At 47.5% G+C, this 23,709-nt stretch carries 17 protein-coding genes; 6 read left to right on the top strand and 11 right to left on the bottom strand.

Translation table 11 applies throughout. From position 1 onward, the window contains the following. Nucleotides 1–32: 32 nt before the first annotated feature. The 4 genes from IAQ59_RS13000 to IAQ59_RS13015 form a co-directional block, all read right to left on the bottom strand. Complete coding sequence (locus tag IAQ59_RS13000; RefSeq protein WP_245189588.1) at nt 33–1,934, bottom strand: exo-alpha-sialidase; 1,902 nt, start codon at nt 1,932–1,934, stop codon at nt 33–35. Nucleotides 1,935–2,020: 86 nt separating this feature from the next. Beyond that, nucleotides 2,021–2,299 carry a DUF983 domain-containing protein gene (locus IAQ59_RS13005; protein ID WP_209331246.1) on the bottom strand — a complete coding sequence of 93 codons (279 nt, stop codon included), beginning with the start codon at nt 2,297–2,299 and terminating at the stop codon, nt 2,021–2,023. Nucleotides 2,300–2,486: 187 nt separating this feature from the next. Then, on the bottom strand, nt 2,487–3,569 hold the full coding sequence (locus IAQ59_RS13010; protein WP_280867580.1) for an NAD(P)-dependent alcohol dehydrogenase: 1,083 nt from the start codon (nt 3,567–3,569) through the stop codon (nt 2,487–2,489). Nucleotides 3,570–3,653: 84 nt separating this feature from the next. After that, a complete protein-coding gene (locus tag IAQ59_RS13015; RefSeq protein ID WP_209331247.1) occupies nt 3,654–3,905 on the bottom strand; it encodes a hypothetical protein in 252 nt (83 codons plus the stop codon). 512 nt (nt 3,906–4,417) lie between these two features. On the opposite strand from IAQ59_RS13015, the gene katG reads away from it, so the two are divergent. Together katG and IAQ59_RS13025 are read left to right on the top strand one after the other, a co-directional pair. Continuing rightward, nucleotides 4,418–6,679: a catalase/peroxidase HPI gene (gene katG, locus IAQ59_RS13020; RefSeq protein ID WP_209331248.1), complete on the top strand. Its 2,262-nt coding sequence runs from the start codon at nt 4,418–4,420 to the stop codon at nt 6,677–6,679. A 127-nt stretch (nt 6,680–6,806) separates the two neighbouring features. Further along, complete coding sequence (locus IAQ59_RS13025) at nt 6,807–7,835, top strand: sugar phosphate isomerase/epimerase family protein (protein ID WP_209331249.1); 1,029 nt, start codon at nt 6,807–6,809, stop codon at nt 7,833–7,835. Nucleotides 7,836–7,938: 103 nt separating this feature from the next. Here IAQ59_RS13025 and IAQ59_RS13030 read toward each other — a convergent pair whose 3' ends face one another. Next, complete coding sequence (locus IAQ59_RS13030; protein WP_209331250.1) at nt 7,939–8,709, bottom strand: hypothetical protein; 771 nt, start codon at nt 8,707–8,709, stop codon at nt 7,939–7,941. A gap of 720 nt (nt 8,710–9,429) precedes the next feature. Continuing rightward, complete coding sequence (locus tag IAQ59_RS13035; RefSeq protein WP_209331251.1) at nt 9,430–10,185, bottom strand: hypothetical protein; 756 nt, start codon at nt 10,183–10,185, stop codon at nt 9,430–9,432. Between the two features lie 840 nt (nt 10,186–11,025). On the opposite strand from IAQ59_RS13035, the gene IAQ59_RS13040 reads away from it, so the two are divergent. Then, on the top strand, nt 11,026–12,207 hold the full coding sequence (locus tag IAQ59_RS13040) for an ATP-binding protein (RefSeq protein WP_209331252.1): 1,182 nt from the start codon (nt 11,026–11,028) through the stop codon (nt 12,205–12,207). Between the two features lie 209 nt (nt 12,208–12,416). On the opposite strand, the gene IAQ59_RS13045 is transcribed toward IAQ59_RS13040, so the two are convergent. Together IAQ59_RS13045 and IAQ59_RS13050 are read right to left on the bottom strand one after the other, a co-directional pair. Further along, nucleotides 12,417–14,000: a SusD/RagB family nutrient-binding outer membrane lipoprotein gene (locus tag IAQ59_RS13045; protein WP_209331253.1), complete on the bottom strand. Its 1,584-nt coding sequence runs from the start codon at nt 13,998–14,000 to the stop codon at nt 12,417–12,419. Nucleotides 14,001–14,029: 29 nt separating this feature from the next. Continuing rightward, entirely contained in the window at nt 14,030–17,425 is a 3,396-nt protein-coding gene (locus IAQ59_RS13050; protein ID WP_209331254.1) for a SusC/RagA family TonB-linked outer membrane protein, read from the bottom strand. A gap of 692 nt (nt 17,426–18,117) precedes the next feature. On the opposite strand from IAQ59_RS13050, the gene IAQ59_RS13055 reads away from it, so the two are divergent. Beyond that, a complete protein-coding gene (locus tag IAQ59_RS13055) occupies nt 18,118–19,047 on the top strand; it encodes an RraA family protein (protein ID WP_209331255.1) in 930 nt (309 codons plus the stop codon). Nucleotides 19,048–19,102: 55 nt separating this feature from the next. On the opposite strand, the gene IAQ59_RS13060 is transcribed toward IAQ59_RS13055, so the two are convergent. Continuing rightward, nucleotides 19,103–20,515 carry a sulfatase family protein gene (locus IAQ59_RS13060; protein WP_209331256.1) on the bottom strand — a complete coding sequence of 471 codons (1,413 nt, stop codon included), beginning with the start codon at nt 20,513–20,515 and terminating at the stop codon, nt 19,103–19,105. A 24-nt stretch (nt 20,516–20,539) separates the two neighbouring features. After that, nucleotides 20,540–21,802 (bottom strand): DUF3472 domain-containing protein, encoded by a 1,263-nt coding sequence (locus IAQ59_RS13065; RefSeq protein WP_209331257.1) that lies wholly within the window; start codon nt 21,800–21,802, stop codon nt 20,540–20,542. 28 nt (nt 21,803–21,830) lie between these two features. Between IAQ59_RS13065 and IAQ59_RS13070 the strand changes: the two genes are divergently transcribed. Further along, nucleotides 21,831–22,271, top strand: a complete 441-nt coding sequence (locus IAQ59_RS13070) for a GNAT family N-acetyltransferase (RefSeq protein WP_209331258.1) — start codon at nt 21,831–21,833, stop codon at nt 22,269–22,271. Nucleotides 22,272–22,276: 5 nt separating this feature from the next. On the opposite strand, the gene IAQ59_RS13075 is transcribed toward IAQ59_RS13070, so the two are convergent. Further along, nucleotides 22,277–22,726: a DUF4440 domain-containing protein gene (locus tag IAQ59_RS13075; RefSeq protein ID WP_209331259.1), complete on the bottom strand. Its 450-nt coding sequence runs from the start codon at nt 22,724–22,726 to the stop codon at nt 22,277–22,279. Between the two features lie 168 nt (nt 22,727–22,894). Between IAQ59_RS13075 and IAQ59_RS13080 the strand changes: the two genes are divergently transcribed. Next, on the top strand, nt 22,895–23,449 hold the full coding sequence (locus IAQ59_RS13080; RefSeq protein WP_209331260.1) for an acyl-CoA thioesterase: 555 nt from the start codon (nt 22,895–22,897) through the stop codon (nt 23,447–23,449). Nucleotides 23,450–23,709 lie beyond the last annotated feature (260 nt).

Consider the following 23,709-nt stretch of genomic DNA (forward strand, 5'->3'; position numbering starts at 1 on the left):
ACCACCTCATATACTCCTATAAAGGCGGTACCTTATTCCTTCTCCAGGTGCTGCTGATTTGCGATCGCTTCGGTCACGAGCAGGGATCGGTTGAAAACACGTACATGGGTCACTTCACCGTTCAGCTTGGTGCCGATCTGTAGTTCGGAAGATCCCTGCGGACTCTTGAAATTGGGGCTAAATCTACCCCAACCAAACTGTCGCTCATCGCCGCCGTCATTGAACACACCATCCACCACAAATGAGATGATCTTGGGCCCTCCGTCCACTATAATGCTGGCTACGTGCTCTTTACCGATTTTCAGCATCCCCGGATCGCAGTCCCATACCGCACGTGTTTGGCCATCGTTCATCTGAATCTCCAACGTACCCCTTTCGGAAATGCCAACCCACCAGCCTCTGCCGGATAAGTCCCGTGCATCCAGCAATACCTGGCCTCCCTCAAGGCTAGCGAGCGTGAAGCCCAACTCTACCGTAAACCCAGACCTGACATTTACACCCCTAAAATCAAAGGTTTTGGGATCTCGTGAACGAAACGTGGGCATGCTCGGAGCGGGAACCACCTGGGGAAATCCACCGCCCTCATAACGCCAGTTTAAGGTCTGGCCTTGTTCGGTATTGGATGGGTTGTCAAGCTGCCTCCAAAGTATATCCAAGAATTTAGGGTCGATTTCGTGCAAACGGGCAATGTCCTTTTGGGTTTCCGTGATATAATAGTTCCCCTCATCTTCTATTAAATCCGGATAGCTGATCCGGATCAGGGGGTCATCATCATACAGCAATACCTCAGGCTGTGACCAACGAATGACTTTTCCCTTCTCCGTGTCGACTTCAGTGCCTCCCAATACCCATACCGGGTTCCGGTCGTTGTAGCCGATTGCGGCGGGATTTGGATGTTCTCGGATAAACTTTCCTCCATGGTTGTGAAACCAGTACACATACTTGCCATTTTCGGCCTTCCAGGCAAAGTTGGCCGCCCTCGGGTTCTTCATCAGCCTTCCGTTTGCAAACTTCATGTATTGGGGTGCATCCCAAGTCCTGCCCCCATCCCGGCTGTAGCTGTGTACCGGGTGTCCATCCAGGGACCTGTACACCACAAAAAAACTTCCATCGCTCAAGATGGAATAACTATGCTCACCAGCGATTGGCCCCCCACCGGCAGGCGTCCGTAGGCCGATGTCTCCATCCGGCAGCGTACGCCAAACCGCATCCCTTGGATCCTCCACCGCAAAGAGGTTTTCGCTCTGCAGCAGTACCCCCTCGTTGGAAGTGAAAAAACCCTCACCAAATCCGCCCACCTTGGTAAGCGGCACAAAGGCGCTCCCTTGGTGCGAAAACGCCTTACCAACGTTCCAAAAGAAACGAATCGCACCGCCATACACATTGTTCCTGTCGATCTCAAACTCCCTTACGGGTATGGTGATCCTATCTTTTGACCAAGTTTTGCCGTGGTCGTCTGAATATTTGAACACGAAGTACCCCTGACTGTCCACCCGCCGCACAATGCCGTCTCTATAGGGTGGACTATCCCCTTTGATTTCCCGAACATTGTCCGTATTGTGGTTGTAAAAAACAAAAATCCGGCCGGAGGGAGCCTTCAACAGCACCGAGTAAGAGGCTTCCGGACCATCGCTAGGTTCTATCTCAACCATCGTTTCCCAGGTTTTGCCCCTGTCGAGACTTCGCTGACTGATGATGTGTTGTCCCCGGTCGCCCTCATGGCCCAGGCCGGTAGTCATCACGCAAAGCCACGCGCCGTCGTCGGTTTTTAGCACGTATGGTTGGTCGCTGTACGTCTTATCGGGAATGATGTCACCATTTTGGAGGTTGCGCCAGTCGTCGGTCTGCGCAAACAACCTAGGGAGTGGGTTGGAGAGCATGCCAAAGAGGAGAAGCAGCGGAAGGTTTAGGAATCGAAATAGCGTCTTCTTCATATTCAATGGAATGTTCTGGAAATTGAGCAAGTCATTTTTTTAGGATTTTAGTAACAAGGCTGGTGTAGCTACCTTTCGAAGTACTTTCAGGCCTTGGCCTTCCATACAAACGCATAGAGCATAAGCGCTTTGGAATACCTGACGCTCCAAGGAGTGGATAAGAGGGCGGGTATAAAGATCATCAGGTAGTAATGCCAGAGGGCGGGTTCATCGAAGATCAGGTAGGTCAATACCCCAAAAAAAACAAATAGAGCCACCCCAAACGCATACGTAATAAACAGGGAAATTTGGTAAAACCCCGGCTCCGGCATAAAGTCGTATCCGCAAACCGGACAGTGCTTATTCAGTTCGTTGAATTGATGCATATTGAAAGCACTGGATCTGAACATTGGCCCCCGGGTGCATACCGGGCACTTGCATCCCAACAACGAAGGAATCAGAGGCGCTCTATCCTTCGTCCAATCAATCTTGGGTGAATTCACATTTTGCATCCTATCTAGACGTTAGTATTGGTCAGCCAAACGGGTTCATTTTCGGTTTTTGCCTGCCAATTCACCTCAATGAAGCCATGTCAACCACAAAGCGGTATTTCACATCGCTTTTGAGCATTCGCTCGTAGGCGGTGTTGATGTCCTGCATATTGATCAATTCGATGTCTGACACGATGTTATGCTTGCCGCAGAAGTCAAGCATCTCCTGGGTTTCCGCGATGCCGCCGATCACAGATCCCGCCACGGATTTTCGACCCATCACCATGGGAACCGAATTTAGAAACGGGTCCAGTTTCCCCAAGTAGCCTACCAAAACCAGCGTACCGTTGATCTTCAAGGCGCCCACATAGGGATTGATGTCATGAATATAGGGCACGGTATCGATGATCAGGTCAAACTTTCCTTTTACGGATTTCATCTGTGCAGCGTCTGTGGAAATAATTATTTCATCAGCGCCCAATTTCCGGGCATCTTCTATTTTTCCCTCAGACCGGGAAAAGAGTGTCACCGATGCGCCCAATCCCTTGGCCAGCTTGATGGCCATATGTCCCAATCCTCCCAATCCAATGACGGCGACACGACTGCCTTCCTGTACCTTCCAATGCCGAAGAGGTGACCAGGTGGTGATACCTGCACAGAGCAATGGCGCGACGGCCGCGACATCCAGGTTACCGGGAACCTTTAGTACAAAATGCTCATCGACCACGATTCGTTCTGCATACCCGCCATAGGTTGGGGTACTCAGGTATTTTTCCTCTCCGTTATAGGTACCAGTGAATCCATTGAGGCAATATTGCTCTAAGTCCTGTTGGCAGCTATCGCAGGTTCTACAGCTATCTACCATACATCCCACACCTACCGTGTCACCTACCCTGAATTTGGTTACAGCACTGCCTACCTGCGTTACTTTTCCGACAATTTCGTGGCCGGGAACGGTTGGATAGATAGTACCTCCCCAGTCATTGCGCACGGTGTGGAGATCCGAATGGCAGACCCCGCAATAAAGGATTTCAATTGCCACATCGGATGGTTGGGGCGTTCTCCGGTGAATGGTAAGCTGTTTTAGCGGTGCCTCTGACGAATCCGCACCAAAAGCTTTTACTGTATGGGTTTTCATTCGGTAGGTTTGTTTGGTTTTCACCATTAAGTTACTTGATTTTTCAAAAGAAGGCAGGAATATCAACAAGAGATTTGAAGGAAGGGTGAAAAAAATGGCGGTATTAGCTACCTACAGGATTCTGGATTCCGAATACAAATCATAGGCGGCCACCATGCTTCTTTGATCTGGAGAAGCACCAAACCGGGCAAACTGATTCATTTCAGACCTGGATTGGGTATAAATGGGCAGGTACCTACGATCCAGTTCATCCCAAACAACGAGCAGGTAGGCATAGGGAATGGGGCTGCTCCTGCCTCGCTCCAGCCATTGGTCAAACAATGATTCCTCTAGGTGCAGAGGGTAATCCGGGCTATCAAACATAGTAGTCTGGTTTATGATTGACGAGGGGTATAGTAAGTATAACTAATCGCCGAATTAGGCCCTAAACTGACTCAGCTTACGGTGAGCTGGCCTGAGAGTAGTCAAGATCAACGCACTTACAAACATAGGTGAAATTATGCAAGTGGCAAATGGCAAGGACCCGCTTTGTTCTCGTAAGGCAACCTGCTTACATCACCTGCTGCTATCATCAGGTGGTTCCATGCGGAGCTCGGTGGAAGGGGATTCCTTTATTTCCCGAAGGCTCGAAATAGGTGGAAGTCTAGGTAAGGCAATGGTGTGTCCACTAACCTCGGTAAATTACTCGGATCTATTGGCACTTTTTGTGTCGATGTTTTTAGGTATAAACAATACATTGACAGTGTTTTAAGGTTATGCCAGGCCTCTAAGAATTTAGTCAGTCAATGAACTATAGAAAATATCAATCGAAAGTATTGTTCAATAGATGCTATATTTGGGTGTTCATTTCGTCTAAATCAACAACTATACACTATATGCGGAAGTTAATTTTATTATTGGCCATACTAAGCGGATCGGTATGGACGGTGCTAGCCCAAGAAAGGCCAGCAGTAGACGGTTGGTCCGGTGCAACGAAGAAAAAGAGCCCCAGTGCCGCCAAAGCTACCGGAAACGTAGAGTGGTGGCCCAATCAGTTAAACCTAAGTATTCTGCGCCAAAACAATCCGGTGTCCAATCCATTGGGAGCTGATTTTAACTACATCGAGGAATTCAAAAAGCTGGATTATGAAGCCTTAAAAAACGATATTCGAACGCTAATGACCGAGTCTCAGGATTGGTGGCCGGCAGATTATGGACATTATGGAGGGCTTTTTATCCGTATGGCTTGGCACAGTGCTGGTACCTATCGCACCGGTGACGGCCGTGGCGGTTCCCGTGCGGGTCAGCAGCGTTTTGCGCCGTTGAACAGTTGGCCGGATAACGCCAATTTGGATAAGGCAAGGAGACTCCTTTGGCCCATCAAACAAAAATATGGCAACCAAATTTCTTGGGCGGATCTGATGGTCCTGACTGGAAACGTGGCATTGGAATCTACCGGATTCAAGACCTTTGGGTTTGCCGGGGGTAGGGAAGACGTCTGGGAACCAGAGTTGGATGTATACTGGGGTAAAGAAAAAGAATGGCTTGCCGATGAGCGTTATTCTGGCGATCGCGAATTGGAAAATCCGCTGGCGGCAGTACAAATGGGGCTGATCTACGTGAATCCCGAAGGGCCTAACGGTAATCCCGACCCTGTTTTGGCTGCACATGATATCCGTGAGACCTTCGGCCGTATGGGCATGAACGATGAAGAAACGGTGGCGCTGATTGCGGGTGGACATACGCTGGGCAAGACCCACGGTGCGGGACCTGCCAGCCACGTAGGCCCTGAGCCGGAAGCTGCCGCAATCGAGGAGCAAGGTCTCGGATGGACCAGTACCTACAAATCTGGTAAAGGACCCGACGCCATCACTTCCGGTCTCGAGGTGATCTGGACGCTTACTCCTAATGAGTGGAGTCAGGGATTTTTCAAAAGCTTGTTCGAGCATGAGTGGGAACTGACTAAGAGTCCCGCAGGTGCACATCAGTGGGTTGCCAAAAATCCGGAAGTATTGTATCCCGATGCGTTTGATTCGGAAAAGAAGCATAAGCCTACCATGTTGACTACGGATTTGTCCATGAGATATGATCCAGTATACGAGAAGATCTCCCGTCATTTCTACGAAAATCCGGAGGCCTTTGACGAGGCCTTTGCCAAGGCTTGGTTTAAACTGACCCACCGGGATATGGGACCAAAGACCACGTACTTGGGTCCTGAGGCACCTACCGTGGATCTACTGTGGCAGGATCCTATCCCTGCGGTAAACCATCCGTTGGTGAATGCGCAGGATGTTGATAAGTTGAAGGCGGCCATATCCGGTTCCGGTTTGAGCATTTCCGAGTTGGTATCTACCGCTTGGGCTTCTGCCTCTACCTACCGAGGTTCAGACCGTAGAGGCGGAGCGAACGGCGCCAGAATAAGATTGGCACCTCAACGTAACTGGGAAGTCAATAATCCGACTCAATTGAACAAGGTATTGTCCACACTTGAAAAAATCCAAAGCGACTTCAATGCCAATGCCGGAGCAACCAAGGTTTCCCTTGCCGACCTGATTGTCTTGGCCGGTAACGTGGGTGTAGAGAAAGCTGCTGCCAATGCAGGGCATCAGGTCAACGTGCCCTTTATTCCCGGACGCATGGACGCCACCGCTGAGCAGACAGACGTAGCTTCCTTTGAACTGCTGGAGCCCATGGCTGATGGATTCCGCAATTACCTGAAGACCAAATATACCATTTCTACCGAAGAACTACTGGTAGACAAGGCGCAGTTGCTGACGTTGACCGCTCCGGAAATGACCGTATTGGTAGGCGGTATGAGAGCACTCGACACCAACTATGACGGTTCGAAGCACGGTATATTCACCGACAAGAAAGACCAGCTGACCAACGATTTCTTTGTAAACCTGTTGGACATGGCTACCGTTTGGAAGCCAACAGACAGCTCTGGCGAGGCATTTGAGGGACGGGATCGCAAAAGTGGCGCGCTGAAGTATACAGCTACCAGGGCAGATCTGATCTTCGGATCAAACTCCGAGCTTCGCGCACTTGCCGAGGTATACGCTCAGTCTGATAATTCAGAGCGTTTTGTACAGGACTTCGTAAAGGCTTGGACCAAAGTAATGCACCTGGATCGTTTTGATCTGGTGTACAAGAAATAAAAGGATTTCTAACTACCACAGGAAGGGCCGCCCGTTTGGGTGGCCTTTTTTTGTTGGGAAATTCCGATAAGTTTACCCAAATTTCCTGCAGGATGGCTATCTTTCCCATACACTCAACGCAACGGTTATGAATTCAAGAAGATCTTTTTTGCTAAAGTCAGCCATAGGGGGTGCCGGATTGGCGCTAGCACCTACCTGGCTGCAAAGTGCACCCGCTATCATCTCCCATTACAACAAACCCAATTCCCGCATCAACGGCGTACAGATTGGTTGCATCACCTATTCCTATCGGTCTATGCCTGACCAAAGTGCAGAGGCCACGCTCAAGTATGTAACCGACTCCGGCATCAGTGCCATAGAGCTGATGGGTGGCCCGGCGGAGTCCTTTGCCGGTTTGCCATCATCTACGATAAACCGCACGCGTATGGGGCAGCTGGGTGGGAAGCAGCGGAGAGGCGAAACATTGACGGCGGACGAGACCAAGGAACTCCAAGAAATGCAACAGGAAGCCGAAGCCTATGCGAAGGTGGTATCTGAGTGGCGGGAAAAGGTGGATTACCGCAAGTTTGAGCAGTTGCGCAAACTGTACAAGGATGCTGGTGTCAGTATCTATGCGTTTAAGCCAAGTGCCTTTGGACAGAATAATTCAGATGCGGACATTGCCTATGGAATGAAGGCAGCCAAAGCACTGGGTGCATCCCATGTTACCCTGGAGCATCCTTCAAATGATGCCCACACACAGCGGTTGGGCAGGTTGGGCGAGCAATATAAAATGTCCGTGGGATATCACGGCCACGAGCAGCAGACGTTTACCTTTTGGGACACTGCATTGGCACAAAGTGCGCGAAACGGGCTGAATTTTGACGCTGGCCATTACGTGGCAGCAGGGCATGCCGATATGATGGAGCTAATCGCCAAGCACCACAAACGCATCTACAGCATGCACATCAAAGACCGTCAGACACCCGCCAACGGAAAGGGAAATCTGGCTTGGGGCGAAGGAGACACTCCTCTACCCGCAATTTTCCAGGCCATGCGGGCAAATAAGTACAGGTTTCCGGCTTCTATTGAGCTGGAATACCAGGTTCCCGAAGGGTCGGATGCTGTTAAAGAGGTACAGCGGTGTTTGGAGTTTTGTAGGAAAGTCATTGTCTGAGTTTTGGACGGTAAATTCAAAATTCCACTGCTGTATCCTAACAGAAAAAGTCGGCCTGCATTTTTGGAGACACAGGCCGGCTTTTTTTGCGTGAGAAGATACATCAATAGTATTCATATGTAATCCTTCCCTGCAGCACAAACCCAAAATTTGGATCGTAATATCTACTCTCCACCAGTCGGTTTTGCTCATCATAATCAAACTCCTCAATATTTCCCTCGCCACTTTCCGGGATGCTGGCACCCCGGATGACAAAGTATTCCTTTGCGATCAGGCGGTGGTTATCATCGTAGCGGTATAGGTGTCCAATGGAAAGGTCGCTGTTGGTAAACTGCTGCCGCATGGTAGCAGTTTTTCCGTCGGCCATATAGGTATAGACTTCCCATTCCCCTCCCTGCATTTCCCTTTTTACCAGCCTATGCCGATCGTCAAAAAGGTTTCGGTATACCCATCTCTCGGTACCATCCGCACGATGGGCCCGAACTTCTGTCTGCCTGGTTTCAGGATCAAAGATACGTTCGTAGGCAATATTGAAAACCGGCTCCTCGTCTATTAAGTTGTATTTCTTATCCCACACCAGGCAGTCAAGTTCGTTATATTCATATCTGGTGGCTGAATTAAAAACCTGGCCAATAACGTGGGTTTCTGAAAGCAATTTGGTTAGCCGGGAATCACTGTCATACAGGTATTCGGTTTTGCCGCTTTCCGTACTGCTTGTTCCACCATAAACATAGGAGAAAGCAAGCTTTCCCTCTGGCGTATAAAATAGTTCATTCTCTGATTCCTCTATTACCTCAATCGGTTGGTCATCGGTGACACATCCAAATTGAAAAATAACGAGTATGGTGAGAGATAGGAGAATAAATTTTTTCATTTTATTCTTGAACAGCTAGACAATAACTGTTAAATTAAAAAATATAAACTAAAATAAAAAATGTTATGAAAAAATTCAAATGATAATTAATTTGTCATTGGCACGGTGGAATTGTTTAAATAGTATACAGGTAGGATGGTATGCAGCTCGTAAAGGGTCTTGGAAAATACCTATGGGCTTCGCTTGGCAGTGCTGCGCCCTACTGATTTTCCATTGCAGAGGATGCCGCGCCTTTGGCGCTTGGGTGGCGTATTCGCGTTCTTCCTTCGGCGTTGCCCAAGGCTAATGATGTTGCACCTTTGGTGCTGATAATAAACTTGGTACCAAGGGTGCGAGGGGTACTAAAATAGCCAACAGGGCCATGGAATCATGCGGCCACCTTCACTAAAGCACCAACGGTGCGGCAATCAGTAGCATGGCCTGTTAGGGCTATGCCAATAGTTCATCCCAATCCCCGCAAGTACCAAAGGTGCGACAATCTATCCCACTAATATCTCGGCCGTCTGTTTAATTCATAGAGGTCCTTGCGGTACCGCACAGTGGGATAACTGTAGACCAGATGACAAATCACCATTTTAATTCGGGAGTTTCTTGCCTTATGCGTTTCTTTTGATAGAATCCCTGAAGATCCTATTTCCTGGGCAACTTTGCGTTATACTAAAAAAAGGCTGCTTGTATCTTCGAAGACACAGGCAGCCTTTTTTTGCTTGAGAAGATAAATCAATAGTATTCATACGTAATCCTGCCCTGTAACACAAACCCAAAATTTGGATCGTAATATCTACTCTCCACCAGTCGGTTCTGCTCATCATAATCAAACTCCTCGATGTTTCCCTCCCCGCTTTCGGGGATGCTGTCACCCCGGATGACAAAGTATTCCTTTGCGATCAGGCGGTTTTTGTCATCGTAGCGGTATAGGTGTCCAATGGAAAGGTCGCTGTTGTTGTATTGTATCCTTATGGTGGCTATCCTGCCGTTGTCCAGATAAGTATATACCTCACGCTCCCCGTTAGGCATTTCTCTATTTACCAACCTGTTGTTATCGTCGAAATGGTTTCGGTATACCCATCTCTCGGTATCATCCGCTAGGTGAGCACGGAGTTCTATTGGCCGGTTTTGGGGGTCAAAGACCCGTTCGTAGGCAAGATTGAAAACTCGTTGGTCACCGGTAATGTTATACCTCCTCTCCCAATGAAGACTGTCCAGTTCATTGTAAACATAGTATGTTGCTATTGTTCGTCCCAAAAGTTCATTATTCAGTATTGTTTTAGCCTTAGCACCTTCCGAATCATACAGGTGCTCCGCAACACTTAAATATTCATGGGCATTTCTATGGCTGTATGTGAAAGCCAATTTGCCTGAGGGTCTGAAGAACGCTGTATTTTCGATTTCCTGAATTGGTTGTTCATCCTCAGAAACACATCCAAATTGGAAAATAACGAGAATGGTAAGAGATAGGAGAATAAATTTTTTCATTTTATTCTTGGATAATTAGTTAATAACAGTTAAGATAAAAAATATAAATGAGAATAAAAAATGTTATGATAAAGTGCGAAAGATAATTGATTTATCATTGGCATGATGGAATTGTTTAAATAGTATACAGGTAGGATGGTATGCAGCTCTTAAGAGGTCTTAGATAATACCTATGGGCTTCGCTTGGCAGTGCTGCCCACTACTGATTTTCCATTGCAAAGGATGCCGCGCCTTTGGCGCTTGGGTGGCGTATTCGCGTTCTTCCTTGGGCGATGCCCAAGGCTAATGATGTTGCACCTTTGGTGCTGATAATAAACTTGGTAAGAATGGTGCGATGGGCACTGACATTGTTTACAAGCTTATGTAGGATGCAGCTACCTCGAATAAAGCACCAACGGTGCGGCAATCAGTAGCATGGCCTGTTAGGGCTATGCTATTAGGTCATCCCAATCCCTGCAAGCACCAAGGGTGCGACAGAGATCCTTTTTTTGCTATAGATATACCACCCTGGGTGAAGTTTGTAACTTCAACCTTCTATTTCGTCCTATTGGAAAAGCTACAACTTACTTTGGGCCATTTGCAATGGCGGAAGTTTTGCAATTTAGAGACTAACTTTGTCTTTCAAATGGCAGCCCTGACCTAAACCTATCTTGCTAACGGACTCCAACGGAGACCTTTTATTCAGACTCACTATTGCCGTTTACAAACTCATCTCCTTCATATTGACTATAACCCCTTTGCTTTAAGTGTCCAATAATTTTGCTTTCCTCAAAAACTATTTGATCAAAATGCTTTTTGTAAAAACTATTATATATATTTGCTTTTTAAAGTAACTATTTCATGGAAGGTCTGATTAGAAAATCCGAGCGTAAAGCCAGATCTGTTAAAGAGAGAAAAAGGCGGTACTTATATGAAAAAATTGATTGGGACCAAAAGCTGATAATTCTACTTGGCTATAGAGGGTCGGGCAAAACAACCCTTCTATTGCAGTATCTTTCTTCTATTCAGCGAAAGGGCATTTACGTAAGTCTTGATGATTTTTATTTCGAAACACACCGATTGGTGGAATCTGTGGCATCTCTCTATGAGCTTGGATACCGTGTTTTTCTATTGGATGAGGTTCACCGATACGGGTGGTGGTCAAAAGATCTCAAGCAGCTATATGATGATTATGAAGATATTCAGGTAGTTGCGACAGGATCTTCTATTCTCGATGTTTCAAAGGGAAAGGCCGACCTATCCAGAAGAGCATCGGTCTATCGGCTACATGGTTTGTCTTTTAGGGAATACCTTAACTTTCAGAAGAATATTGATCTGCCAACCCTTCGTTTGGAAGAGGTTTTAAACAAACATCACGTATTGGGTCCTGAGCTGTTGGATACCTTTAATTTTGATACAGATTTCCCGAATTACCTGAGATATGGCTATTTCCCTTACTTTTTGGAATCAAAAAATGATTACCACCAAAAATTACAGGAGACCATCCAATTGGTCATAGATACGGATATTGCGCCATTTGAGGAACTGCAACATTCCACCACCCGTACACTGAAAAAGCTGCTTTTCGTGTTGAGCGAAAGTGTCCCGTTTATCCCCAACATCCAGAAATTGGCCTTAAAGCTGGAAACCCCTCGGAACACGGTGTTAAGGTTGCTTGATATACTGGATCAGGCGCAGATTCTCCTACTGTTACGATCGTCAACCAAAGGAATAAGCTACCTTCAGAAGCCAGAGAAGATTTATATGCAAAACCCTAACTTTATTTATCTCTTTTCGCCAACCATGGCAAATATAGGCAGTGTCCGTGAAACCTTTTTCCTCAATCAACTGAGTGCTGTCCATTCGGTGACGGCGCCGAAGTTTGGGGACTTTATGGTCGATGATGCGTATGTATTTGAGGTAGGCGGCGCTTCCAAGACCACCGATCAGCTCCAAGGAATCCCCCAATCCTTTTTGGCACTTGATATCAAAGGGGGGAGCAATCGGAGCGTGCCTCTATGGTTATTTGGGCTGTTGTATTAGCAGGAGGAGGTAGATTTTCGAGCCTGCTGATAGGGCGGAAGCGGTAAAGGAGGTACAGTGTTGTTTGGAATTCTAGGGGAAAATGAGGGGTTAAATATTCCTATTTGTTCCACGTTGGCATTTTTTCTACGCAAACGGCTGATTCATTGCTAAAAGAAAAAGGGGGCTCCTATTGGCCCCCCTTTTAACTTGCTTGTCATCTAAACGAATTAGTCTACGTCCCAGAAAATTCTGGTGGTCAGGTTATCCGTTGGCTGTACCCTGGCATAATTTTCCGGGTTGTAAGTTTGCTCGGAATCCGGATAGATCCAACGTGCAGGTGGGAAGCGCTGCTGATTGGACTGATCTTCCCAAAATGGTAGATTGAGTACATCTACCCGACGCATTTCAGCCCAGTTTTCAAATGGCTGAATCACGTTGAAGTGCAACCATTTTTGGCGTGCGATTAATTGCATACGGGCATCTGTGCTAGCTGCTGCATCCCATGCAACCTCAGGGGCCACAAGGTAGGCAGCCACGTGTGTTTCGTCTACCATGGCAGGATCCGGAGATATGGCGTTGTTAGAGAGGCTTCTCAGATCTTGATAGTACCCAAGTGATTCCCTGATTGCAGTTTCATAATGGCTTTTTGCCTGTGCATTTTGGTTTTGCTTGGTGAAGTACTCTGCAAGCATCAAGTGTACCTGAGCAGAGTTTATCAAAACCCCTGGGAAATACTGGTTTCTACTGGTGGTAGATCGGTTGTAGATCGCCAATGTATTGGTAGCCACCAACTCCGTCTGAACGCTTTGGTTTTCCAGTGGATCCATGGAGATAAACGTACCTTCTGCTTCGATTCCAGGTTCAAAAAGGTAAGTCAACCTCGGGTCACCATTTTCAAGCATGTGATCAAGCATGTATTTACCCGCGATGTTCCCGTTCCAGTCTTCCAAACCACTTTGGAAAGAAGTAGCGCCGATCAAGGTTCCGAGGGTATGAATTCGGAAATTGATGTTGTATTCATTGCTGGATACGATTGGGTAGCTTCCTGGATTGGACAATATGGCAGCGATCTCTGTATTAGCCCGGGCACCGAAGGTGGATGTTCCGCTCACCCTAGTCAGCATACGGATACGCAGGGAATTGATATACCGTAGCCACTGATCGATATCCCCTCTATTAATCAAATCTTGGGTATCGAAACCAACTTTGATACCGGGGTTTACATTCAGTGTGCGAAGCTCATCCGCAAAACCTGCCAAGTCATCCAACATCTTGGTGTAGATGGATTCTGCCGTGTCGTATTCGGGATAGGAAATCCCGAAATTTCCGCCATTAGTACTTAGCATGCCAGCCTTGGACCAAGGAATATCCCCGTGCAAATCAACGATTTTCTGGGTATGATCGTACAGGTAGGTAGCTGCAGTAATCATGTAAAGCCGGTAGTCGGTTTGCTGCTGCGCGCTGAGGCCATTATAGACTTTCTCCAATTCCCGATATTGGGCCAAGAATTGGTAATAATTGTTCCAACGGTCATTGATGGCCGCAGAACCGGGTACATACTGGTTTTCGCCATTTACCCAGCCTATGGAATGGGTAAAGCGGTTCGCCGTAATTCGAAGGCTGATGAAGTAATTGTTATAGCTGGGAAGCACAAAGTTTCTGTTAGCTATGACAAATCCCGTGTATTGCTTTTCAATGGAGGTTTCCGCAACCGTTGCGGGGTTAACGTAACTTTCCTCGAAATCTGAAATTTGGCAACTGACTGTAAACCCAATCAGCAATAATGCCCATGCGATATGTTTCATATTCATGATATTCGTATTTTCTGGTGAAAACTGGCTTAGAATTTTGCCCTAAGCATCAACCCAACGGATCGGGTGGCCGGGTTGGTACCTGCACTGGTAAGGGTTTGTGTCCATCGAGATCCTCCCGTTAGCACTTCTGGATCAAGGTCCTTGATGTTTCGGTAGAAGAAGAAAAGGTTTCTTCCGAAAGCAGATACGTTTATACTTCTGGCACCTAGCTTAGAGGTAATGCTGGCGGGGATATTGTATCCAAGAGACAGTTCTCTCATTTTCAGATAGGTATTTTCCTGGATATACAACTCATATCTGGCTTGGCTATACTGTGGACCTCCCCAGTTGTACGTACGCTGATAGTATAATGCTTGTGAAATTACATTGGTGTTGGCGTTGCCATCTGCGGTGACACCATCCATCAGCATACCGTCATTGTATACCGTTTCGCCGTTAGGGCCAGCCGCTGCACCGGTTTGCACCTGCACGCCTTGTCCATTTGCATTCACATAATAAGACAGTCCACCTCGTTCGGTATTCATGTTGTTCAAGCTTGCCTCAGTCAGGCCTCTCGAGATCATCCAATTGATACCGGTAGGCATTACGTGACCGCCGATTTGGAAATCTGCCAATACATCCAATGTAAAGTTTTTGTAGCTCAAATTATTGAACACTCCACCGATAGCTTTTGGCATGGCGTTACCCACTTGAATCCAGTTGTTTGGATCAATTTTATACAGACCATTTGGCTGAACGATTTTGTTTCCATTCGCATCGGTTTCTACCGGACGGGCATAGAAGTCACCCATGGGACGTCCCACTACGGAACGAAGTTGAGCGGCATTTCCATCGTAGTCAGCGTGCAGGAGTTCGGTAGCATTATTGGCCAATTGCTCGATGATGTTCATGTTTCTAGCAATGTTCAATCCGGCACCCCACTGGAAAGTAGAGTTTTGAAAGATCTGCCCATTCAAAGACAACTCTACTCCCTTGTTGCGCATCGTACCGATATTGGCAAGGACACTTCCTGCTCCTGAGGTAGCTGGTAGCGTTAATGGTAATATCTGGTCTCGGATCTGAGCATTGTAGTAGTTTACTTCCAAGTTCAAACGTCCACCGAACATCCTGGTTTCGAGCCCAAACTCAAACTCGTACTTTTGCTCGGGACGGATACCGTCGTTTCCAAAGCTCCAAGGAATATTGGTAAAGAGTACGGAACCTCCACCTGGACGCTGCACACCCAAGGTGTTCTGATTGTAGGCAATGTTTGCCCTGTATATGTCCGGATAGTTACCCACAATACCCCAAGAACCACGAAGCTTCATAAAGTCGATCAGTTGAGGTAGTTCAAACGCATCCGAAATCATAAAACTTGAATTTACGGAAGGATAGACAAACGTATTGTTGTTGGGGTTCATGGTAGAGGTTCTATCCCTACGAACGGTGCCCTCTATGTACCAGATGCCTTTATAATCAAAATTTACGGTACCCAATGTTGCATCAATTACCCGTGACCTCCTAGATGAACCGTTATTGGGAATATTTACCGAAGCAATGATATCAAATAGGTTTTCGGTACTCAAACCACCGTTGGTCCCCCTGCTCACAGCGCTTAACGATTCTTTATTGGCGGTATAGCCTGCCATAGCGGAGAAGGTCATGTCTTCAGAAAGGTCTTTCCGATAAGTTAACAAAACATCACCGTAAAGGATATTAAAGGTTTCGTTTGACATGCTAAATCCTCCAGAGGGACCAAATGCCAATGGTCGCTCTGTAGCATTTCTGTTTTCAGAGTTCCGATAAGTAAAGTCCGTAGAAACCCTTGCGCGAAGAGATAACTCATCGGTGATTTCAATTGTATTCGTCAAACTACTGATTACGCGGTTACTGATTTCGGAAGCTTGATGTTTATTAACCCGCCACATGTAGTCAGCGATATCTCCCTGAAAACCGTTCAGACGGATATTTTCATCAGGGGTTAAACTTTGACCGTTTCCGGTTACAAAGCGATAACCTCTACTTGTCTGATACTTATCTAGATACCATGCACCATTATCAAAACGGGTCATCATACCGGTAAAGTTGTTGATCAGTCGGTCTATTGAATACGGACGGTTTGCTGTATTCTGATTGATAAAGTTGACCATCAAGTCTGTGCGCACCTTTTTGGAAACCCGGAAGGTGGAGTTCAGGTTCATGATGTTTTTGTTGTTTTTCGAATTCAAGCTGAGCCCCTCGTTATCCTGACGGGTAAGTGAAAGCCTGAAGTCTGCCACATCGGTAGAGTTGGAGATGGCTACGTTTACCTGCGAGTTGACAGGATTGTTGAATAGCTGTGCATAGTTATCCACCTGCGCATTATAAGGCCTGATATTTCCGTCCCACGTTCTTACTGGCCGGCCGTCAAAGGGCGTACCGAAGTTTAGGTTGGTAGCAGGTACGCCGGTGGTACCGTCGTCGTAGGTGACAAAGCCCTCTTCATTTTGGCCAAGGTTAAATACGTGCCTGGGTGCACCCGGTCCACGAACATTTTGATATCTTGGCATATACGCTATCTGATCTACGGAGTAGTTGGCATTGAAGTCTACAGAGAACCCCTTCTGACCTGAGCTGCCCTTCTTGGTGGTGATCAATACGACACCATTAACCGCTTCTGATCCATACAAGGCCGCGGCAGAGGCGCCTTTTAGAATGGAGATGTTATCGATATCTTCCGGGTTGATGTCCAAAAGGCCATTGCCCCTAAGACGCTGATCACCCCAGTAGTTATTATTGGTTACTTCTTCGTTTCGAATGGGTACCCCATCCAGAATAATCAATGGTTGACTGCTGCCTGTAATGGAGTTGATACCCCTTACTGTGATATTTACCGCAGAGGTCGCCCCACCTGCACCCGCTTGGATACGTACACCAGGTGCTTTACCATAAAGTGCAGTAGCGATGTTTGGCGTACCTACTTTTATCAGTTCGTCTGAGCTGATGGTGGTAGTGGCATATCCCAACGCACGCTGCTCACGGGCCACACCAAAAGAAGTCACCACAAACTCGTCCAATGCACCGATATCTTCTGTCATGGTAATGTTAATGGTAGACCGGTTTCCAATTGCAATATTTTGCGTCTTGAAACCAATAAATGAAAATACCAACGTGGCGTCATCGGGAGCCGTGATCGAATATCCCCCATCGATGTCCGTAACTGTACCGGTATTTCTTCCTTGCACGGTGATGGTGACACCGGGTAGCGGTTCGCCTTTGTCGTCTGATACCGTACCCTTTACGGTAATGTCTGCTTCTAAGGCTTCGGTCATTGCAGCGTCTGCCGGTGCTACCGCACCGATTGCGGGCTGTCCCCAAGCCGTCATGATCAATCCTGGAACCAAAAGGAACCGACCGATCCCTTTCGCCAGATTGATTAGGCGTAGATTTTTTTCATTATTCATAAGTTAGTTGTGCTAAATGTTCGAGTATGAACGGTAATTTTGATTGGATAAATGTAATTTGTTTTGATAATTCACGGCTCTGGCCGTAGTAATTTTAAGTAAGGGGATCACTCATAGGCTATACGGTTTAGCGTGTTAAACTACTTAGCTAACAAAAGCTATTTTAAACTGTAACTTTACGAAAAAATTTATAAATTATTAACAAACCTAAGACTAATTTAAAACAAGTTGCCTCGTTTCAGCGTTTTTACCAAAGAAGATATGTTACCGGATCTACTATTCGAAATTTAAAAAATATACATTATTTAACTTGTTTCATTTAGATATGGTAAATAGCTAATTTCTTCCTACTTAAAATCAATAATATATCAGTACAATCCTTTTAGAATCAATTTAATTTTAAATATAGTGTAATATATAAAATTTTTTTCGTGCTAAATTTTTTTTGCATTCTCGTGATTCGTCCTTAGTTAATCGAAAAAATATACAAATCAAATTAAATATATAATTTATTCATTAATCGAGTGATTTAACACTTTTTTTTTGAAAGGATTAATCTTTTTTTGAGTAGTCGATTGTTTAGGAGGCAAACTTAAAGACCTTTTTCTACCACAAAATGGGTACAAGCATTCGGCAAATTGCTTATTTTTGAAAATAAACCATGTTAAATTTTGGTATAAACCCGATAACCTATGTTAAAGCATCTATCAGCCTGTTTACTATTTATAGGCGTTTCCATTTACGTACACGCCCAGCAAGTAGGCCAAACCAAGGAACAAGTGATCGCCCTAACCTCCCAATGGAAGGGAGAACGATTTGACGATGGCCGACCCCACGTACCGGATTTTATGTTGGAGCGGCTGGAAAGCGCCACACTGGAACAGATCTGGGGATTTTTAATGCGTAAAGGCTTTCGAAACCAAGTCGAAAAGGACTGGATTATCCTCAAGCCGGGCGAAACCATGGTAGGCCGCGCAGTGACGGCCCAATTTATGCCTGCCCGACCTGATTTGGACAGCTTGGTAAGGGCCTGGGGGAAGGACGAGGGCCGTTCCCAGCGCGGCGGTATCAATATCTGGCCCATTGATATCCTGACTCCCGGTGATATCTACGTGGCAGACGGGTATGGCAAAGTAAAAGACGGCACCCTTATCGGTTCCAGCCTCGGAAATGCCATCTATGGCAAAACCGGCAAGGGCGTGGTTTTCTACGGCTCCGTAAGGGATATGCAGGAACTCAAAGAAACCGATGGCTTCAACGCCTGGATCAAAGGGCACGACCCTTCCTATATCCGCGATATGACGCCTACGTCCATCAATGCTCCCATACGCATTGGTGAGGTGACCGTATTCCCCGGCGACGTAGTATTTGCCAACGATTATGGCACCGTGTTTATCCCGGCCTACCTCGTGGAGGAACTGGTGATCAGTTCCGAACTGGTGGGTTTACGGGACGAATTTGAACGCGTCCTGCTACAGCAGGGCAAATACCCATCCGGCGAAATCCATGGGCAGTGGAACGAGGCAATCAAAAACGAGTTTCGAGCCTGGGTGAAAAAATACCCTAAGCCCTTGGCGGTAAGCATGGAGCAGATCGAAGCATATCTTGAAAAGTCGAACTGACCATAAAAAAAGCGCTCAGGTAAACAAGCCGAGCGCTTTTTTTTTCTAATTGGATCTAGTTGTTTCGCCTACCAGGTTCCCGGCGGTTAGCTCCCGAATGTCCGCTGAGATCGTCTCCCAGATCTTCCCGCGCGGCAGCGGCGATCTTTAGGATTTCCGCTTCTATTTCCGGATGATCCGCACGTACATTGTACCGCTCTCCGGGATCTCTCCTAAGATCGTACAGCCCTCCCTCAAAAAAGTAGTTTTCGTAAACCGTACCCGGCCGGCCGTCTTTGCCGGGCGAGAATCCCTCATAGGTTCGACCTTGGTGTGGCAGTACAAGTTTCCAATCCCCCATGCGGATGGCTTCCAGATTATTTCTTCGGTAGTAGAAGAGAAAGTGATCGCGGGGCGTTTGGGAGAGGTCTCCTTTTACAAGCGCCGAAATATCTACACCGTCTATTCTCTTTTGGGGCAGCTTGGCTCCGGTGAGGGAGGCAATGGTGGGTAATAGATCAATGGATGAGGCTAATTTATTAATCACCAATCCTTCCGGTACCACGCCTTTCCAAACCATCAGGCAGGGTACGCGCTGTCCTCCCTCAAAGGAAGTCCCCTTTCCTTCCCGTAAGCCTCCGGTACTGCCTGCGTGATTGCCGTAGTTGATCCAGGGGCCGTTGTCTGAGGTCACGATCAATAGGGTGTTTTCTTCCAAGCCGAGTTCGGCAATTTTTTGGCGGAGCTGCCCGATGCTCCAGTCCAGCTCCATGATCACGTCTCCGTAGAGTCCCTGTTGGGATTTGCCCTTAAACTTATCTGAAACGAACAAAGGCACATGGGGCATGGGGTGCGCCAGGTAGATAAAGAAGGGTTTGTCCCTGTTTTTATCCATAAAGGCCAAGCTCTTTTCTGTAAACACCGTGGTAAACTGGGTTTGATCCGGGTTGAGCTCCACCACGGTCTCGTCGGCAATCATCGGAAGCTCGGGGTAATAATTTTTATTGGTGGGGTGGTTAGGCCACATGTCATTGGAATAGGGGATGCCGTAGAATTCATCGAAGCCTTGTCGGGTTGGAAGAAACTCCGGGTGGTGTCCTAAGTGCCACTTACCATAGGCTGCTGTGGCATAACCCCGTTCTTTGAGGATGTCGGCGATGGTTTCCTCTTCTGGATGCATTCCGATCTGCGCGCTGTGGTCCAATGCCCCGGACATGCCGATCCGGTTGGGATAGGTACCCGTCATCATGCCCGCCCTAGAGGCAGTACATACCGCTTGTGGTGAATAGTACTGGGAAAAGAAAGCGCCTTCCTGTAGCATCCTGTCAAAGTGGGGTGTATGGAAACCGTTGGCTCCGGTGATGCTTAGGTCGCCGTACCCCATATCGTCTATGTACACCAATACAATATTTGGGGGCTGTTGCTGCGCAAGGCATGGAAAGGCTAGACCGATTAAGATGAGAAGGGAAATGAAGCAGAATTTTTGCATAACTTTTTGGATATGATTGGATTCTTAGGGTAAGGCTTCCATGGAAACCTGAGGATTATTTAGTGGGAGGGGGATGGTATGTGCGGTGCCGATTTCTGTATGGGGGTGAAAAAAACCTCCATTTTGTAAGAAGAAGCGCTGACCTTCTGCACCGCCGGCAAAATCCAGGCGGTAGGCTCTCCGCGCGATATCGTCTCCCGTAAAGGTAGCTGTGCCGATGGGGTGCCAGTTGCCATGCTCATCGCCAATCCATTGGTTTTGGTATAAAACCTTCCGTCCGACGTGTCCATACAGCGGATTGAAGTTTTCGAGAAAGGAATGGGGGCGACTGTACCAGGTGTCTGTTTTGGGTCTGGAAAAAGAGGCTATCAACAACCACTCTTCGATTTCCGGGTCGTAGAAATAGGCCGTGTAGACCGTATTGCCTTTTCCGTCGGGCTCCACCGAATTGAGAAAGCGGTAGGTTACGCCCGCCTTCCAAGGGTACCTCAGGTAACTTTGCCCTCCCGAGCCTTCGTTGCCAAATTCCCCTGTGTACACGTCTATGCCTTTGCGAACCATACGGATGCGCTCGTCTTCCGGGATTTCGTTGGGATTGTCCGTCTGGTAGGGGCTCCAAACGGAAAACAGGATACGCCTTTCGGTAGGGGAGTTGACTTGAATTCCGAAATAACCCTCTCCAAATCCGTTGGCCATAAAATAGGATCCAATCGGATCTTGGCCTTCCGGCACGGTCATCTCGCTGTAAAACCATTTGAAGGAGCGGTTTTCCGGCACCTCATACCTGAGGTGAACCGATGGACCCCTTCTCCCCCAATAGTATCGGTTTTGCTCATTGTCTTTTACATAGTGTATGGAAACCTCCTCCTGTGTTGTGATGAGCAGATCGGTAAAGTGCCCATAGTGCGAGCCTTCCCTGTCCACTGCCGTCAAGTGTAGGCACTGATAACCCGGTCCAAGATCCCAGGTACCCAAGTCTACAGAGGTTTGTCCTGGCTTAAGTGTGAATTCCTGTTCCTTATCTCCTATCCGGGCGGCAAGGATGGCCCTGGCCTGCTGGGGCTGCGCATTGAGCGCCATCGTCACCTTTACGCCCTTGTCCAAGTAAAAGTAAATGGCGTATTCGGTATCGATATGACTCCAACTGCTGATCCCCTCCCCTGATACAGGCTCCAGCATAGTGCCCGAGGTCTGATAGGCATTTCCGCCCAAGGGGACCGTCGCAGAGGGGAAGGAAGCGGTAAGTAGTAGAAATAACTGAAAGATGAAGGGAGGTAAAAAACCCATTTTGCGCCCGGTTGGTTATTTTTGCCAGATGCAAATAAGCAAAAAATTACCTAAAAACGTACGCATAGGATCCGTTAACTTGGATTTGGTATGGTCTATACGCCATCAGGTGATGTGGCCGGACCGTGACCTAGACTACGTTCGGTTAGATGATGACCGCGAAGGTAGCCACTGGGGTTTATTTCTTGATGGTACGGTGATGTCGGTGGTTTCGGTCTTTACGAATGGAAAGCAGGCGCAGTTCCGCAAGTTTGCTACGCTGAAAGCCCATCAGGGGAATGGCTATGGATCCCTTCTGTTGCACCATGTACTTAGTGGCTTAAGGGAGGAAGGCTATGTAAGAATTTGGTGCAATGCACGGAGGTCCAAGGCGGCATTTTATGAAAAATTCGGATTGGCATGTACCCCGGAGGTTTTTACAAAAGGTGGACTTGACTACGTGGTGATGGAGTGGAGAAAAAAAGACTGAGGCAACTAGTCTATTTTTCCCCGGGTAGAGTGCAGCATTTTCAGTTTCCATCCCTGCGGTGTCTTTAGGGCCAAGGCACTTTCCAGCCAGTAGGCCTTACGGGTTTCCTGTCCTTCGAGGACAAAGTCTGCGTAGTTGTGATAGGCAATCCACGCCATGTCCCCCTGGACATCCGTACGGATAAATTCAAAGCGGTTGGTGCGGATAGGCCGTTGAGGCCTGGTCCTGGCCCCCTCAAAATAGGTGGCGATAAAGGCGTTGTCCCACACCTCGCCATGCTCCAGCAAGAGGAAGTCAGGTAGGTAGTAATCGGGGATTTTTTCTGCGTCCAATTCAGACCAGATATGGTCAAACGAATCCTGAATCAAGGCCTGGAGCGCTTCTTCGTCGGAGGTTTGCGCCGAAGCGGAGAGCGTAACGCCGAAAAGCAAAAAAGCAAGCAGTAGTTTTTTCATGTGTCTATAATTGTTTTTCAGCGGTCACAACTTGTCCCGGTTTATCGGGATGGAATCTCGCATGTTTGATAGTCGTTCCAGTGTGTGTCGGCTACGTCATGCTCGATTTCATCGGTTTTGGAGGTTTGATGCGGGTAAAATTGCGCAAATTATCCGTTATTTGAAAGTATGGAACAACTAGATGCCCGACCCTCCAGCTTCTCGCGGGTGACGATTACGGAGTTAATGATCCCTTCTTATGCCAACTTTGGGGGAAAGATCCACGGAGGAATTTTACTGTCCCTGATGGACAAGGTAGCCTATGCCACCGCCAGCAAACACAGCGGGGCCTATTGTGTGACCGTTTCGGTGGACACGGTGGACTTTTTGCAGCCCGTGGAGGTGGGTGAACTGGTATCCCTGATGGCGTCGGTCAACTATGTGGGAAACAGCTCCATGATCATTGGGATCAAGGTTATTTCCGAAAACGTAAAAACCGGGCTGGTGAAGCACACCAACACCTCATACTTTACAATGGTGGCCAAGGGAGAGGACGACAAGCCAACTACGGTGCCTCCGCTAAAGTTGGAAACCAAAACGGATATCAGGCGCTTTGTGGAGGCTATTTACCGGAAGAAGTTCAAACAGGAACACGCCGCCTACCAAAAAGAAATCAAGAAAAACCGTGACCCTGAGGAGATCAAGCGGCTACTTGCCGGGGAGCGCTGTGAGGTAGGAATATAAAGGAGGATTTAGAAAGTTTTTCGCCTCTCGGTTATTTTGAAATCTTTACCGTTCCGGTCTTTCCGGCAGAAGGGGTTCACGCAAAGGCGCAAAGACGCAAAGAAAAAAGAGGGGATGAGATCGTCTCCCTCATTGCGGGAAGGAATCAAAAATACCTGTAGCAGAGCCTACGATCAATCCACAGTGGCGTAGCCCTGTCATCTTAGTAGAATCCGCATATTCCCAACAGCCACCCAGGGGCGTTAGCCCTGAGATCTTCA

Source organism: Lunatimonas salinarum, from assembly GCF_017811155.1.
Classification (GTDB): domain Bacteria; phylum Bacteroidota; class Bacteroidia; order Cytophagales; family Cyclobacteriaceae; genus Lunatimonas; species Lunatimonas salinarum.

Excerpts from the sequence above, each read along its gene's own strand:
- IAQ59_RS13000 (WP_245189588.1), bottom strand. The coding sequence starts at position 1,934 with ATGAAGAAGACGCTATTTCGATTCCTAAACCTTCCGCTGCTTCTCCTC.
- IAQ59_RS13005 (WP_209331246.1), bottom strand. The coding sequence starts at position 2,299 with ATGCATCAATTCAACGAACTGAATAAGCACTGTCCGGTTTGCGGATAC.
- IAQ59_RS13010 (WP_280867580.1), bottom strand. The coding sequence starts at position 3,569 with ATGGTGAAAACCAAACAAACCTACCGAATGAAAACCCATACAGTAAAA.
- IAQ59_RS13015 (WP_209331247.1), bottom strand. The coding sequence starts at position 3,905 with ATGTTTGATAGCCCGGATTACCCTCTGCACCTAGAGGAATCATTGTTT.
- katG (WP_209331248.1), top strand. The coding sequence starts at position 4,418 with ATGCGGAAGTTAATTTTATTATTGGCCATACTAAGCGGATCGGTATGG.
- IAQ59_RS13025 (WP_209331249.1), top strand. The coding sequence starts at position 6,807 with ATGAATTCAAGAAGATCTTTTTTGCTAAAGTCAGCCATAGGGGGTGCC.
- IAQ59_RS13030 (WP_209331250.1), bottom strand. The coding sequence starts at position 8,709 with ATGAAAAAATTTATTCTCCTATCTCTCACCATACTCGTTATTTTTCAA.
- IAQ59_RS13035 (WP_209331251.1), bottom strand. The coding sequence starts at position 10,185 with ATGAAAAAATTTATTCTCCTATCTCTTACCATTCTCGTTATTTTCCAA.
- IAQ59_RS13040 (WP_209331252.1), top strand. The coding sequence starts at position 11,026 with ATGGAAGGTCTGATTAGAAAATCCGAGCGTAAAGCCAGATCTGTTAAA.
- IAQ59_RS13045 (WP_209331253.1), bottom strand. The coding sequence starts at position 14,000 with ATGAATATGAAACATATCGCATGGGCATTATTGCTGATTGGGTTTACA.
- IAQ59_RS13050 (WP_209331254.1), bottom strand. The coding sequence starts at position 17,425 with ATGAATAATGAAAAAAATCTACGCCTAATCAATCTGGCGAAAGGGATC.
- IAQ59_RS13055 (WP_209331255.1), top strand. The coding sequence starts at position 18,118 with ATGTTAAAGCATCTATCAGCCTGTTTACTATTTATAGGCGTTTCCATT.
- IAQ59_RS13060 (WP_209331256.1), bottom strand. The coding sequence starts at position 20,515 with ATGCAAAAATTCTGCTTCATTTCCCTTCTCATCTTAATCGGTCTAGCC.
- IAQ59_RS13065 (WP_209331257.1), bottom strand. The coding sequence starts at position 21,802 with ATGGGTTTTTTACCTCCCTTCATCTTTCAGTTATTTCTACTACTTACC.
- IAQ59_RS13070 (WP_209331258.1), top strand. The coding sequence starts at position 21,831 with ATGCAAATAAGCAAAAAATTACCTAAAAACGTACGCATAGGATCCGTT.
- IAQ59_RS13075 (WP_209331259.1), bottom strand. The coding sequence starts at position 22,726 with ATGAAAAAACTACTGCTTGCTTTTTTGCTTTTCGGCGTTACGCTCTCC.
- IAQ59_RS13080 (WP_209331260.1), top strand. The coding sequence starts at position 22,895 with ATGGAACAACTAGATGCCCGACCCTCCAGCTTCTCGCGGGTGACGATT.